Origin of the sequence: Streptomyces sp. NPDC085931, assembly GCF_044540565.1 — a bacterium.
Classification (GTDB): Bacteria; Actinomycetota; Actinomycetes; order Streptomycetales; family Streptomycetaceae; genus Streptomyces.
Window position 1 is genome coordinate 1 of sequence record NZ_JBITSK010000023.1, and the last position, 13,601, is coordinate 13,601.

Below are 13,601 nucleotides of genomic sequence, written 5' to 3' on the forward strand. Positions count from 1 at the left end.
AGACTTTCTGCACGCCTACAACCACCACCGCTGCCACACCGCACTCGGCGGCCAGCCACCGATCAGCCGCGTTAACAACCCTGCGGGTCAATACAACTAGCGCCCCGGCGACGCCGGCCCGGCGATGGTCTGGGCCTCCGCGCGCAGCCTGGTCCGGTTCAGAGGGCTGGCGGCCCGGCGACGGTCTCGGTTCCCGTGCGGGTCCGGTGCGCCGTACGGGCCGCAGCACTTCCGCGGCGGTTCAGAGCTCCGTGGGCTCCAGCGCCCCCAGCTGCTGCATCAGCCCCAGCCGGTCGTACTGCCACCACCCCTCGGCGAGCTTGCCGTCCGGCGCGCAGCGGTGGACGGTCGTGCCGGTCATGGTGACGTCCTCGCCGGTCGGCGGGATGCCGAGGAACCCGCCCGTGTGACGTCCGTGGAAGGTCCACCGGGTGCACACCCGGTCGCCCTGCGCCAGCTGGTCCTCGATGGTGAAGGAGAAGCGGTGCGCGGTGGCCGCGCAGAGCTGCTCGTCCCGCACCACGTCGAGGTCCGTGAACGTCGGCGTCCCCTCGCAGAGCGCCACCATCTCCCGGAAGATCCGGTCGGTCTCCGGCAGCCCCGAGTTGCGCATCGCGTCCTCGTACGACGGGAACTCCACGATCTCCACGATGTGCGACCGACCGCCGCCTCCCGGCACCCGGCGCTCCCGCCCGACCGGACCCTCGCCGGCGGCCGGCCCGCTCCGTCGACCGGCCCCGTGACCGGCCTACTGCGGCCCGTACTTGCGCCCCGTCCTGGACGACACCGCCCCCAGCATCCCCCGCGGCACCAGCTTCGCCGCCCCCATCAGGGCCTTGTAGCGCGGGTCCGGGATGGACAGCGTCTTGCCGCGGGCCAGGTCGTGCAGGGCCGCCGCCACCAGCTTGTCCGCGTCGAGCCACATCCAGCCCGGGATGTTGTCCGTGCCCATGCCGGCCCGCTCGTGGAACTCGGTGCGGACGAAGCCGGGGCACAGCGCCATCAGGCGTACGCCGCTGCCGGCCAGGTCACGGGCCACGCCCTGGGTGAACTGCACGACCCACGCCTTGGACGCGCCGTAGGTGCCGCGCGGCACGAACGCGGCCACCGAGGCGACGTTGACGACACCGCCGCGGCCCCGCTCGCGCATGGCGTCCGTCGCCGCCGACGTCAGCCGCAGCACCGCCTCGCAGTGCACCTTCAGCATGCGCAGCTCGTCGGCCATCGGGACGTCGAGGTAGCGCCCCTTGTTGGCGAAACCGGCGTTGTTGATCAGCAGGTCGACGGGGTTCCTGCGGTCGCCCAGGCGGTCGGCCACCGCCTCGATGCCCTTGTCCTCGGCGAGGTCGGCCGTCAGCACCTCCGCCTCGATGCCGTGCCGGTCGTGCAGTTCGGTCGCCTGTTCGCGCAGCCGCCTGGTGTCGCGCGCGACCAGCACCAGGTTGTGCCCGTCGGCCGCCAGTCGCCGCGCGAACGCGGCCCCGATGCCTGCCGTCGATCCCGTAATCAGAGCCGTTGTCATGGCAGCAGGGTAGTGACCCGGACCACGTGCGTCCGCTTGCCCGCGGGCCCTTCGCCGGTGAAGGGTCGGTGGAGAAGGGCCCGGTGAGCGGCTGTCAGTTCCCGTACTTCTCCGCGTGCTCCCGCACCATCCGCAGGATCTCCGGGTGCAGGGCCTCGCCCGCCGCCGACAGCCGCGGCAGCAGCGTCCGCTCGGTCGTCACCGCCCGGAACTGCAGGGCGACCGTCACGTCGTGGCCGGGCCGGTGCACGATCTCGACGGCGTCGCCGGCCCGGATCTCGCCCGGCTCGATCACCCGCAGATACGCCCCGGGCGCGCCTCGCTGCGTGAAGCGCTTCACCCAGCCCTTTTCGCCCAGATGGCCCTGGAAGGTGCGGCACGGAATGCGCCCGCTGGTCACCTCCAGCACCACCTCGGGCCCGATGCGCCAGCGCTCGCCGATCAGGGCGCCGGAGACGTCGAGGCCCGCCGTCGTGAGGTTCTCGCCGAACGCGCCGTCGGCCAGGGTCCGGCCCAGCTCGCGCTCCCACGCGTCCAGGTCCTCGCGCGCCATCGCGTACACCGCCTGGTCGTCGCCGCCGTGGTGCTCCAGCTTGCACACCGCGTCGCCGGCGAGCCCGCTGCCGCCGATGCCCTTGGGCCCCGGCGCGGCCACCCGCACCGGCCCCGCCACCGGCCGCTTGTCGATCCCCGTGACCCCCTCCGGGTTGTCCGTGTACGGCACAGCCTTCGCGCGGCCCAGATTCACAGACAGAAGCTTCATGCCCGCACGGTAGGGGACCGGGCCCCAAAGCGTCGACGCATTATCCGGCGGAGATCCAAAGACTCGCTTATCGTCGCTTATCCTCGAAGGGTGATCGAAGCTCGTCATCTCCGCGTCCTTCGCGCCGTCGCGGCCACCGGCTCCTTCTCCGCCGCCGGGCGGGAACTGGGCTGCACCCAGCCCGCCGTCAGCCAGCAGATGAAGGCGCTGGAAACGTCCGTCGGCACCCCGCTGCTGATCCGCACCGGACGGGAGATGCGCCTGACCCAGGCCGGTGAGGCCCTGGTGCGGCACGCCGCCGGGATCCTCGCCGGGCTCACCGCCGCGGAGGAGGAGGTCGCCGCCATCGCGGGGCTGCGCGCGGGCCGCGTCCGCCTCGTCTCCTTCCCCAGCGGCAGCTCCACCCTCGTCCCCACCGCCCTCGCCGCCCTGCGCCGGGCCCACCCCGGCACCCGCGTCTCCCTGGAGGAGGCCGAGCCCCCCGCCTCCGTCGGCCTGCTGCGCGAGGGCGACTGCGACGTGGCCCTCGCCTTCCGCTACGAGGACGCGGCGGGCGCCGAGGAGTGGGACGACCTCGTCGTACGGCCGCTGCTGTCGGACCGGCTCGTGGCGCTCGTGCCGGAACGCCACCGGCTCGCGGACGCGGAGTCCGTCGCCATCGGCGAACTCGCCGAGGAGCCGTGGATCGCGGGCTGCCCACGCTGCCGCGGCCAGCTGGTCGAGGTGTGCACGACGGCCGGCTTCACCCCGCGCATCGACTTCGCCACCGACGACTACCCGGCGGTGGTGGGTCTGGTCGGCGCCGGCCTCGGCGTGGCCGTACTGCCCCAGCTGGCCGTCGAGTCCGTACGGCCCCGGGGCGTGCGCACCGTGACGCTGGAGCCGGCGGTGCGGCGGGAGATCGTCGCCCTGACGCTGCCCGACCTCGCGCAGGTCCCCGCGGTGGCGGCCACGCTCGACCAGCTGGCCCGCGCCGCCCGCCGCTAGCGCCGCCCACGCGCACCCCTCCCGGGGCGCGCACGCACGCCGAAAACCAACGGCAGGCACGCCAAAAACCAACGGCACGCATGCGCGTGCCTTGAGAAGAAACGTTCCTTCAGTTGTTCGAGGCGGAGTGCCCGCCGGATGTCGTCGCCGACACCAGCCGGTTGCGCGCCCGCCCCATCAGCTCTTCACGCTCGTCCTCGGTCAGCCCGCCCCACACGCCGTACGGCTCTCGCACCGCCAGCGCGTGGGCGGCGCACTCGGCGCGCACCGGGCAGCGCATGCAGACCTCTTTGGCCGAGTTCTCGCGAGCACTCCGAGCCGCACCGCGTTCGCCCTCCGGATGGAAGAAGAGCGAGCTGTCCACCCCGCGACAGGCAGCCAGCAGCTGCCAGTCCCACAGGTCCGCGTTCGGTCCGGGAAGGCGGGAGAAATCTGCCATTACGTGACCCCTTGTAGCCGTTCTTGGCGGATCCGGTGTCCACGACCGTACAACTACGATCTAAGGAGATGAAAATATGACTCATTGCGAATCTAGCTCCAGACACTGCCAAAGCGGAAGAAATGGGTCTGAATGGGGCATAGGTTGTGATGAAAGTTCGAGGGTCCGGAGCGCATATCTGCACCGTGTCCGCGCCCTCACGTAGAGTGCCGAAGATGGCAGCCGGCCCCGTAACTCTTTCGAGTGACCGTCGTTGAGAGTGCGAGGCGGTTGAAGGAACAAGCGCTCGGGCAGGCGTCCGAGACGGTCGACCGCACAGGTGACGATTTCGTACCAGCCTGGAGGCTCAAGGTGACGCGCATCAGCTGCGGAGGGCGGCCATGACTTCCGTCCTCGTCTGCGACGACTCCCCGCTTGCCCGAGAGGCGCTCCGCCGCGCGGTCGCGACCGTGCCCGGCGTCGAGCGCGTGACGACGGCGGCCAACGGCGAGGAAGTCCTCCGCCGCTGGGGGGCCGACCGCTCGGACCTGATTCTGATGGACGTACGCATGCCCGGACTGGGCGGCGTCGAGACGGTCCGGCGGCTGCTGTCCGCCGACCCCGGTGCGCGCATCATCATGCTCACCGTCGCCGAGGACCTGGACGGCGTGGCCCTCGCGGTCGCGGCCGGGGCCCGCGGCTACCTGCACAAGGACGCCTCCCGCGCGGAGCTCCGGGCCACGGTCACGCAGGCCCTGGCCGACCCCACCTGGCGGCTCGCCCCGCGCCGACTGCGCTCGGCCGAGATGGGCGCCGCCCCCACGCTCACCGCGCGTGAGATCCAGGTGCTCGAAGGCATGAGCCACGGTCGCTCGAACGCGGAGATCGGCCGTGAGCTGTTCCTCTCCGAGGACACGGTCAAGACGCACGCCCGGCGCCTGTTCAAGAAGCTGGGCGCCTCGGACCGGGCCCACGCCGTGGCGCTCGGCTTCCGGTGGGGTCTGGTGCGCTAGGGCCTGTCGTTCGGATCGGGCCGGCTGCGACACGCGGCCTCCGGCGCGCGCCGGAGAGCGGGGGCACGCGGATGCCCCCGCGCGAGCCGCACCCGCGCGTGCGGGAGCCGGTGGCCGACGGCAGCGCCGATGGGGGGCTCCCTCCCCGGCCGGGGCGAGGCCGGGGGCCCGGGCGGACGCGGGCGAGGCTCCACGTCCCCGGGACGATCCGAACGGCAGGTCCCGGCGGCGGCCCGGCGGGCCGCAACGATCGCGGTGAGGGCGTGGAACGCCAGGTGGGCGGGGGTGGGCCGGGGGTCCGCCCGGTGCCCGCTGCTCGTTTCGCCGCGGATGCCGCATCCTTGAGGGTGTGGAGTTCCTCGGGGACGAGTCGGTCGAGCGGAAGGGGAGGGCGCAGGGGATGAGTTCCGGCGCACCTGCTCATAACGCTTCGGTGCACAACAACGGGCGCGGTGCCGCGGACCCGGCGGCCGCAGGGCACCATGGACCGATGCGCGACGACGAGGCGGTCCATGCCCAAGGGGCGATCGGCGCGCTCGTCCACCGCGCCGTCGACGGAGACGAGCAGGCCACGCACGACCTGCTCGCCCACGTCCACCCCCTGGCGCTGCGCTACTGCCGCACACGGCTGTCCCGCCTCCCGGGCGACGCCCGGCACTTCGTGGAGGACCTCGCCCAGGAGGTCTGCGTGGCCGTCCTCCTCGCGCTGCCCCGCTACCGGGACACCGGGCGTCCCTTCGAGGCGTTCGTCTTCGCCATCGCCGCGCACAAGGTCGCCGACCTGCAGCGCGCCGCGATGCGCCACCCCGGCTCGACGGCGGTGCCCTCCGACGAGATGCCCGAGCGGCCCGACGACTCCCTGGGGCCGGAGGAGCGCGCCCTGCTCAGCAGCGACGCGGAATGGGCCAAGAAACTGCTGGCCAACCTGCCCGAGAACCAGCGGGAGCTGCTGCTGCTGCGGATCGCGGTGGGGCTGACGGCGGAGGAGACCGGCCAGATGTTGGGAATGTCACCCGGCGCCGTCCGGGTCGCCCAGCACAGGGCGCTGAGCAGGCTGCGGGCACTGGCCGAGCAGTAGGCCTGCCAGAGCCCTTCGTTGAACAGGCGGTGCGCCGCTTCCGTAGGAACATACGAAGCCCGGTGCGGGCCGGAACCGTGGAATGAGACAGTGCCGCTTCCCGTTAGCATGGACATCCGCACCGATCAAGGCCATTTGGGGAAGGTGTCATGACTGCCAACGTCGACGGAGTGCCCGGTAAATTCGCGACACTCGGGCTGACCTACGACGACGTGCTGCTGCTGCCGGGTGCATCGGAAGTGCTCCCCAACGCGGTCGACACCTCGTCCCGCATCTCCCGCAACGTCCGGGTGAACATCCCGCTGCTGTCCGCCGCCATGGACAAGGTCACCGAGTCGCGTATGGCGATCGCGATGGCCCGCCAGGGCGGCGTCGGCGTCCTGCACCGCAACCTGTCCATCGAGGACCAGGTCAACCAGGTCGACCTGGTGAAGCGGTCCGAGTCCGGCATGGTCACCGACCCCATCACGGTGCACCCGGACGCCACGCTCGGCGAGGCCGACGCGCTGTGCGCCAAGTTCCGCATCAGCGGCGTCCCCGTCACCGACGGCAACGGCAAGCTGCTCGGCATCGTCACCAACCGCGACATGGCCTTCGAGACCGACCGCACCCGCCAGGTGCGCGAGGTCATGACGCCCATGCCCCTGGTGACCGGCAAGGTCGGCATCTCCGGCCCGGACGCCATGGAGCTGCTGCGCCGCCACAAGATCGAGAAGCTGCCGCTGGTCGACGACGCGGGCATCCTCAAGGGCCTGATCACCGTCAAGGACTTCGTCAAGGCCGAGCAGTACCCGAACGCGGCCAAGGACGCGGAGGGCCGGCTGATCGTCGGCGCCGCCGTCGGTGCCAGCCCCGAGGCGCTGGAGCGGGCCCAGGCGCTGGCCGCGGCCGGAGTGGACTTCCTGGTCGTCGACACCTCGCACGGCCACAACAGCAACGCCCTCAGCTGGATGTCGAAGATCAAGTCCAGCGTGAACGTCGACGTGATCGGCGGCAACGTCGCCACGCGCGACGGCGCCCAGGCGCTGATCGACGCCGGTGTCGACGGCATCAAGGTCGGTGTCGGCCCCGGCTCCATCTGCACCACGCGCGTGGTCGCCGGCATCGGCGTCCCGCAGGTCACCGCCATCTACGAGGCGTCCCTGGCGGCCCGCCCGGCGGGCATCCCGCTGATCGGCGACGGCGGTCTGCAGTACTCCGGCGACATCGGCAAGGCCCTGGCCGCCGGTGCCGACACGGTGATGCTGGGCAGCCTCCTCGCCGGCTGTGAGGAGTCGCCGGGCGAGCTGCAGTTCATCAACGGCAAGCAGTTCAAGTCGTACCGGGGCATGGGCTCGCTGGGCGCGATGCAGTCCCGCGGGCAGGGCCGGTCGTACTCGAAGGACCGCTACTTCCAGGCCGAGGTCGCCTCCGACGACAAGCTCGTGCCCGAGGGCATCGAGGGTCAGGTGCCCTACCGCGGCCCGCTGGCCAACGTGCTGCACCAGCTCGTCGGCGGTCTGCGCCAGACCATGGGCTACGTGGGCGCGGCCACCATCGAGGAGATGGAGTCCAAGGGCCGCTTCGTCCGCATCACGTCGGCGGGTCTGAAGGAGAGCCACCCGCACGACATCCAGATGACGGTCGAGGCGCCGAACTACAGCCGCAAGTAACGGCCAGGCCTTCCGAGGGCGGCCCCGGGGCATCCGGGGCCGCCCTCGGCGTGCCCGTCGGCGATACTGGAAGACGCTGAAACGCATCAGGGAAAGGCCACCAACGTGACTGAGATCGAGATCGGGCGCGGCAAGCGCGGCCGCCGGGCGTACGCCTTCGACGACATCGCCGTCGTCCCCAGCCGCCGTACGCGGGACCCGAAGGAGGTCTCGATCGCCTGGCAGATCGACGCCTACCGCTTCGAGCTGCCCTTCCTGGCCGCTCCCATGGACTCGGTCGTCTCCCCGGCCACCGCCATCCGCATCGGCGAACTCGGCGGCCTGGGCGTGCTGAACCTCGAAGGCCTGTGGACGCGCTACGAGGACCCGCAGCCGCTGCTCGACGAGATCGCCGAGCTGGACTCGGAGACCGCGACCCGCCGTCTGCAGGAGATCTACGCCGCTCCCATCAAGGAGGAGCTGATCGGGCAGCGCATCAAGGAGGTGCGCGACTCCGGCGTCGTCACCGCCGCCGCGCTCTCCCCGCAGCGCACCGCCCAGTTCTCCAAGGCGGTCGTGGACGCGGGCGTGGACATCTTCGTCATCCGGGGTACGACGGTCTCCGCCGAGCACGTCTCCGGTTCGCACGAGCCGCTGAACCTGAAGCAGTTCATCTACGAGCTGGACGTCCCGGTGATCGTCGGCGGCTGCGCCACGTACACCGCCGCCCTGCACCTGATGCGCACGGGCGCGGCCGGTGTGCTGGTCGGCTTCGGCGGCGGCGCCGCGCACACCACGCGCAACGTGCTGGGCATCCAGGTCCCGATGGCCACGGCCGTCGCCGACGTCGCCGCGGCCCGCCGCGACTACATGGACGAGTCCGGCGGCCGGTACGTGCACGTGATCGCGGACGGCGGGGTCGGCTGGTCCGGCGACCTGCCCAAGGCGATCGCCTGCGGCGCGGACGCGGTCATGATGGGCTCCCCGCTGGCCCGCGCGACCGACGGCCCGGGCAAGGGTCACCACTGGGGCATGGAGGCGGTGAACGAGGAGCTGCCGCGCGGCAAGAAGGTCGCCCTCGGCACGGTCGGCACGCTGGAGGAGATCCTCACGGGCCCGTCCCACACGCCCGACGGCTCGATGAACCTCTTCGGCGCCCTGCGGCGGGCCATGGCCACGACCGGCTACAGCGAGCTGAAGGAGTTCCAGCGGGTCGAGGTCACGGTGGCGGACTCGCAGCACCGGCGGTAACCCGCTCCGCACGCGCAGGGGCCCGGCCACTCAGGGGAGTGGCCGGGCCCTTTCGCTTGCCCAAGTGGCGCGGCTGGGGCGCTTGTTGGCGCAGGGGGGCGCACGGTTGCCTTCGGGCCGTTCGGGTCGGTGAGGGGTGGTGGTGTGCCGCTAGTGTCCGTGATCGGCGCCCCGGTTCTTCTGGGTGCCCCCTTCCAAGGACACGGTCCGGACCCCGCCCTCGGGGCCCGGCCCGACACCGACGAGCCGTTCACCGGGCCACTGGGCGGCGTCGTGGAAGGGGGCGCCCATGGGTCGCCACCGCAAGCCCACCCGCTGGGACCGACTCCGTCTTCGGATGGCGCAGTGCCGGAGGAGGTGGATCTTGCGGATTTTCGGATGGTGAGCGGCCGCCCCCACGAGAACTAGGGGCGGACACTCCGTGATCCATCCAGGAGCCTGCCGCAGTGGCCGCTGCGGTGGGCTCCGTCTGTTCTCGTAAGGTACCCGGGCCGGGTGCCGCGTGCCAGCAGTCCCCAGGCTTCCGCACCTCGCGCGCCCCCCTTCACAACCGGTGCGCCGCCCCCGTCGGGGCCGCTCCGCGGGTGTCCAGCAGGAGCTGGGCCTTCACCGACAGGCCCTGGAGGTCGTACGTGCGGTGCTGCTGGAGCAGGATCGTCAGGTCCGCGTCGGCCGCCGCCTCGTAGAGGGAGTCCGCGCGGGGGACGGGGCGGTCCAGGACGCTCCAGGCGGGGACGTGGGGGTCGTGGTAGCTGACCGACGCGCCCAGTCCCATCAGCCGCTGGGCGATCTCCTGTGCCGGGGTGCCCTGGAGGTCGGCGAGGTCGGGCTTGTAGGTGACGCCGAGCAGGAGCACGCGCGCGCCCCGGGCCGACTTGCCGTGCTCGTTGAGGAGCGTGGCGGCGCGCTGGACGACGTAGCCGGGCATGCGGTTGTTGACCTGCTGGGCCAGCTCCACCATGCGCAGGCCGCGGCCGGCCCGCCCGGTCAGGTCCTGGGGCACGGAGTGGCCGCCCACGCCCGGGCCCGGACGGAAGGCCTGGAAGCCGAACGGCTTGGTCTCCGCGCAGCGGATGACGTCCCACAGGTCGACGCCGAGGTCGTGGCAGAGGACCGCCATCTCGTTGACGAGGGCGATGTTCACGTGCCGGTAGTTCGTCTCCAGCAGTCGTACGGTCTCCGCCTCTCGCAGTCCACGCGCGCGTACCACCTTGTCCGTCAGCCTGCCGTAGAACGCGGCGGCCGACTCCGTGCAGGCCGGGGTGAGACCGCCGATGACCTTCGGGGTGGTGGCGGGCGGGACGTCGCGGTTGCCGGGGTCGACACGGCTGGGGGAGTACGCCAGGTGGAAGTCGCGGCCCGCGCGCAGGCCGGAGCCCTCTTCGAGGAGCGGGCGCAGGAAGTCCCCCGTCGTCCCCGGGTGCACCGGTGACTCCAGGATCACCGTGGTGTGCGGGCGCAGGTGCGCCGCCAGGGTGCGCGCGGCGGCCTCCAGCTGTCCGAGGTCGAGCGTGCCGTCCGCGCCCGGCGGCGTCGGCGGGCAGAGCACCGCGGTGCGGACCCGGCCCAGCTCGGCCGGGTCGGTGGCCGGCCGGAAGCCCCCCGAGAGCATCCGGCGCAGCTCGGCGGGGCTCAGCGAACCGGCCTCCGGGCCGGTCCGGTAGCCGAGGGTGGGGATGCCTGCGGTGACGGCGGCCTGGGCCAGGGGCAGGCCGTACGGGCCGAGTCCGATGACGGCGAGATCTGCGGGCATGGCGTGGCCGTCCTTCCCGATAACCGAAGTGGGACAGGTGCGCAAGCCCTGTGGACAGGACGGGCGAGCGCAATGTCAGACTAGGAGTAAATATGACCGATATGCGGGATTGGTCGGCCGAGTTTCGGTGAGTGTTCCGTGACCGTTGTCCACAGGCTGAGGGCCCGTGGTGGCTGAAGTCGGGCAACCCGGTCAGAATCTGGGCAGGGGGATACGGACGGGGCTGCGCCCGACGGGTGCGGTCGGCGCGACCGATGAGCGGGAGGCAGCGGTGAGGACAGCGACACTCGGACCGGCGCAGCGCGCCGAGTCCCTCGCATCGATGGCCGAGCGCGAGCTGGACGTGCTGGTCGTGGGCGCAGGCGTGGTCGGCGCGGGCACCGCTCTCGACGCCGTCACCAGAGGCCTGTCCACGGGCCTGGTCGAGGCGCGGGACTGGGCGTCCGGCACCTCCAGCCGGTCCAGCAAGCTGATCCACGGCGGCCTGCGCTACCTGGAGATGCTCGACTTCGCCCTGGTCAGGGAGGCCCTGAAGGAGCGCGGCCTGCTGCTGGAGCGGCTCGCCCCGCACCTGGTGAAGCCCGTGCCGTTCCTGTATCCCCTGCAGCACAAGGGCTGGGAGCGGCTGTACGCCGGGTCGGGCGTCGCGATGTACGACGCCATGTCCATGGCGCGCGGGCACGGCCGGGGCCTGCCCATGCACCGGCATCTGACGCGCGGTCACGCCCTGCGCGTGGCGCCCTGCTTGAAGAAGGACGCGCTGGTCGGGGCGTTGCAGTACTACGACGCCCAGATGGACGACGCCCGCTACGTCGCGACGCTGGTGCGCACGGCGGTGGCGTATGGCGCGAAGGCCGCCAACCGCGCGCGGGTCACGGGCTTCCTGCGCGAGGGCGAGCGGGTCGTCGGCGCGAAGGTGCAGGACGTCGAAGGCGGCGGCGAGTACGAGATCCGCGCCAAGCAGGTCGTCAACGCCACCGGTGTGTGGACGGACGACACCCAGGCCATGGTGGGTGAGCGCGGCCAGTTCCACGTCCGGGCGTCCAAGGGCATCCACCTGGTCGTGCCGCGCGACCGGATCCACTCCACGACCGGGCTCATCCTGCGCACGGAGAAGTCCGTGCTGTTCGTCATCCCCTGGGGCCGGCACTGGATCGTCGGCACCACGGACACCGACTGGGACCTCGACAAGGCCCACCCGGCCGCCTCCAGCGCGGACATCGACTACCTGCTGGAGCATGTGAACTCGGTCCTCGCGGTGCCCCTCACGCGGGACGACGTCCAGGGCGTCTACGCCGGCCTTCGGCCCCTGCTCGCCGGCGAGTCGGACGCCACCAGCAAGCTCTCGCGCGAGCACACGGTGGCGCACCCGGTGCCCGGCCTGGTCGTCGTGGCGGGCGGCAAGTACACGACCTACCGGGTCATGGCCAAGGACGCGGTGGACGCGGCGGTGCACGGCCTCGACATGCGGGTCGCCGAGTGCGTCACCGAGGAGGTGCCGCTGCTGGGCGCCGAGGGCTACCGGGCCCTGTGGAACGCGCGGGCGCGGATCGCCGCCCGCACCGGACTGCACGTGGTGCGTGTGGAGCACCTGCTCAACCGGTACGGGGCGATGACGGAGGAACTCCTCGAACTCATCGCCCAGGACCCGGCGCTCGGGGAGCCGCTGCCGGCGGCCGACGACTACCTCCGCGCCGAGATCGTCTACGCGGCGTCGCACGAGGGTGCGCGCCATCTGGACGACGTGCTGACCCGGCGGACGCGCATCTCGATCGAGACCTTCGACCGCGGCACGCGCAGCGCGCGGGACGCCGCCGAGCTGATGGCGCCGGTCCTCGGCTGGGACAAGGACCAGATCGAGCGCGAGGTCCAGCACTACGAGAAGCGGGTGGAGGCCGAGCGGGAGTCGCAGCGGCAGCCGGACGACCTGACGGCGGACGCGGCGCGGCTGGGGGCGCCGGACATCGTGCCGTTGTGATCGCCGCGCCGGTTCCCGCCTGGTGAGCCCGCCTCAGATCACCCGAACGAGTGGCGGGGGGTGGGATCTCTGTTCGGGACCCGGTCGTTCTACGGGGTGCGGGAGCAGAACTCGGCCGCGAGCACCGCGGGTTCGAGACCGGGATCGGCTATCGCGTCCGTGTTCACGCGGAAGGTGAGGACACGCCGGCCGTCGACGGTGGCCGCGCTGCGCACGTAGCTGCCGGATATGTGCCCGTTGTGCCCCCACACCGTCGTGCCGCACGGAAGTTTCTCGGGAAACAGCCCCAAGCCGTACGCGCCGTGTGCGGCACGGGTGTCGAGCATCTCGCGCAGCCGGTGCGGGGGCAGCAGCCGGCCGTCGAGCAGGGCCGCGAAGAAGCGGTCCAGATCGGCCAGGGTGGTCACCAGCTCGCCCGCGGCTCCGGCTGCCCGCGGGTCGAGATCGGTGACGTCGGTGCCGTCGGCCGCGTAGGAGCGGCCGAGCGGGGAGGGCAGCGAGGAGCGGGATCCAGGAAAGGAGGTGCCCGTCAGACCCAGCGGAGCGATGATGCGGCGCTCGGCCTCGGTGGCGTAGGAGGCGCCGGTGACCTGCTCGATGACCATGCCGAGCAGGACGTAGTTGGTGTTCGAGTAGGAGAAGCGGCCGCGTGCGGCCGGAGGGTGGGTGAGAGCCATGCGCACGGCCTGATCGGGTGTGACGGGCGCGGTTCCGTGGGTGGCCGCGGTGAAGTCGTACAGCCCGCTGGTGTGGGAGAGCAGGGAGCGCAGGGTCAGCGCGCGGCCGTCGTTGCCCGCGCCCCGCACCAGACCGGGCAGGTGCTGCTCCACCGTGTCGGACAGCGACAGCCGTTCCTCGGCTGCCAGTTGCAGCACGACGGTGGCGATGAACGTCTTCGTGATGCTGCCGGCGCGGAAGTGGTCCGACCGGGCGATGCCGTGCCCGGCCCCGGCATAGCGGGTGGTGGTCCCCTCCCGGGTCAGCAGGGCCGCGGCGGGGGCCCGGCCCCGGGTCACCAGCAACGGCAGCACGGCGTCCGCGGGCGGCGCCGACGACGCCGAGGAATCGGCGGGTGGCAGTCCGAGCAGGACCACGGCCACGGGCAGGACCAGCAACGTCCGCAACGACGGCAAGCGGGCACCTCCCTGGTCGGGTCGTCGGGTCGTCGGGTCGTCGGGTCGTCGGATCGTGCGGAGTGTCGGGTCGT

12 protein-coding genes and 1 pseudogene are annotated in these 13,601 nt (G+C 72.1%); 7 read left to right on the forward strand and 6 right to left on the reverse strand.

Features of this window, described 5'->3' with window-relative positions; translation table 11 throughout:
• Positions 1-100 (forward strand): annotated as a pseudogene (locus tag ACIGAN_RS33640) (IS481 family transposase); the annotation flags it as partial.
• Between the two features lie 141 nt (positions 101-241).
• Here the strand turns inward: ACIGAN_RS33640 and ACIGAN_RS33645 are convergent.
• The 3 genes from ACIGAN_RS33645 to ACIGAN_RS33655 form a co-directional block, all read right to left on the reverse strand.
• A complete protein-coding gene (locus ACIGAN_RS33645; protein ID WP_399863211.1) occupies positions 242-679 on the reverse strand; it encodes an ester cyclase in 438 nt (145 codons plus the stop codon).
• Between the two features lie 69 nt (positions 680-748).
• Positions 749-1,522 carry an SDR family NAD(P)-dependent oxidoreductase gene (locus ACIGAN_RS33650; RefSeq protein WP_399863213.1) on the reverse strand — a complete coding sequence of 258 codons (774 nt, stop codon included), beginning with the start codon at positions 1,520-1,522 and terminating at the stop codon, positions 749-751.
• 94 nt (positions 1,523-1,616) lie between these two features.
• On the reverse strand, positions 1,617-2,285 hold the full coding sequence (locus ACIGAN_RS33655) for an MOSC domain-containing protein (RefSeq protein ID WP_365093133.1): 669 nt from the start codon (positions 2,283-2,285) through the stop codon (positions 1,617-1,619).
• A 90-nt stretch (positions 2,286-2,375) separates the two neighbouring features.
• Between ACIGAN_RS33655 and ACIGAN_RS33660 the strand changes: the two genes are divergently transcribed.
• A complete protein-coding gene (locus tag ACIGAN_RS33660) occupies positions 2,376-3,272 on the forward strand; it encodes a LysR family transcriptional regulator (protein ID WP_365093136.1) in 897 nt (298 codons plus the stop codon).
• A 109-nt stretch (positions 3,273-3,381) separates the two neighbouring features.
• On the opposite strand, the gene ACIGAN_RS33665 is transcribed toward ACIGAN_RS33660, so the two are convergent.
• A complete protein-coding gene (locus ACIGAN_RS33665; protein WP_365093139.1) occupies positions 3,382-3,711 on the reverse strand; it encodes a WhiB family transcriptional regulator in 330 nt (109 codons plus the stop codon).
• 380 nt (positions 3,712-4,091) lie between these two features.
• Between ACIGAN_RS33665 and ACIGAN_RS33670 the strand changes: the two genes are divergently transcribed.
• The 4 genes from ACIGAN_RS33670 (at position 4,092) to ACIGAN_RS33685 (ending at position 8,663) form a co-directional block, all read left to right on the forward strand.
• Positions 4,092-4,703, forward strand: coding sequence for a response regulator transcription factor (locus ACIGAN_RS33670; RefSeq protein ID WP_003948568.1), 612 nt, complete (start codon positions 4,092-4,094; stop codon positions 4,701-4,703).
• Positions 4,704-5,193: 490 nt separating this feature from the next.
• Positions 5,194-5,781, forward strand: coding sequence for a sigma-70 family RNA polymerase sigma factor (locus ACIGAN_RS33675; protein WP_030233658.1), 588 nt, complete (start codon positions 5,194-5,196; stop codon positions 5,779-5,781).
• A gap of 149 nt (positions 5,782-5,930) precedes the next feature.
• The gene (gene guaB, locus ACIGAN_RS33680; protein WP_365735614.1) at positions 5,931-7,433 is read left to right on the forward strand and encodes an IMP dehydrogenase; all 1,503 of its coding nucleotides are present in this window, start codon (positions 5,931-5,933) and stop codon (positions 7,431-7,433) included.
• A gap of 105 nt (positions 7,434-7,538) precedes the next feature.
• Positions 7,539-8,663: a GuaB3 family IMP dehydrogenase-related protein gene (locus tag ACIGAN_RS33685; protein ID WP_365735613.1), complete on the forward strand. Its 1,125-nt coding sequence runs from the start codon at positions 7,539-7,541 to the stop codon at positions 8,661-8,663.
• 544 nt (positions 8,664-9,207) lie between these two features.
• On the opposite strand, the gene ACIGAN_RS33690 is transcribed toward ACIGAN_RS33685, so the two are convergent.
• On the reverse strand, positions 9,208-10,416 hold the full coding sequence (locus ACIGAN_RS33690) for a nucleotide sugar dehydrogenase (RefSeq protein WP_399863218.1): 1,209 nt from the start codon (positions 10,414-10,416) through the stop codon (positions 9,208-9,210).
• Positions 10,417-10,687: 271 nt separating this feature from the next.
• Between ACIGAN_RS33690 and ACIGAN_RS33695 the strand changes: the two genes are divergently transcribed.
• Complete coding sequence (locus tag ACIGAN_RS33695) at positions 10,688-12,394, forward strand: glycerol-3-phosphate dehydrogenase/oxidase (protein WP_365735609.1); 1,707 nt, start codon at positions 10,688-10,690, stop codon at positions 12,392-12,394.
• Positions 12,395-12,483: 89 nt separating this feature from the next.
• Here ACIGAN_RS33695 and ACIGAN_RS33700 read toward each other — a convergent pair whose 3' ends face one another.
• Positions 12,484-13,527: a serine hydrolase domain-containing protein gene (locus tag ACIGAN_RS33700; RefSeq protein ID WP_399863221.1), complete on the reverse strand. Its 1,044-nt coding sequence runs from the start codon at positions 13,525-13,527 to the stop codon at positions 12,484-12,486.
• Positions 13,528-13,601: the final 74 nt, after the last annotated feature.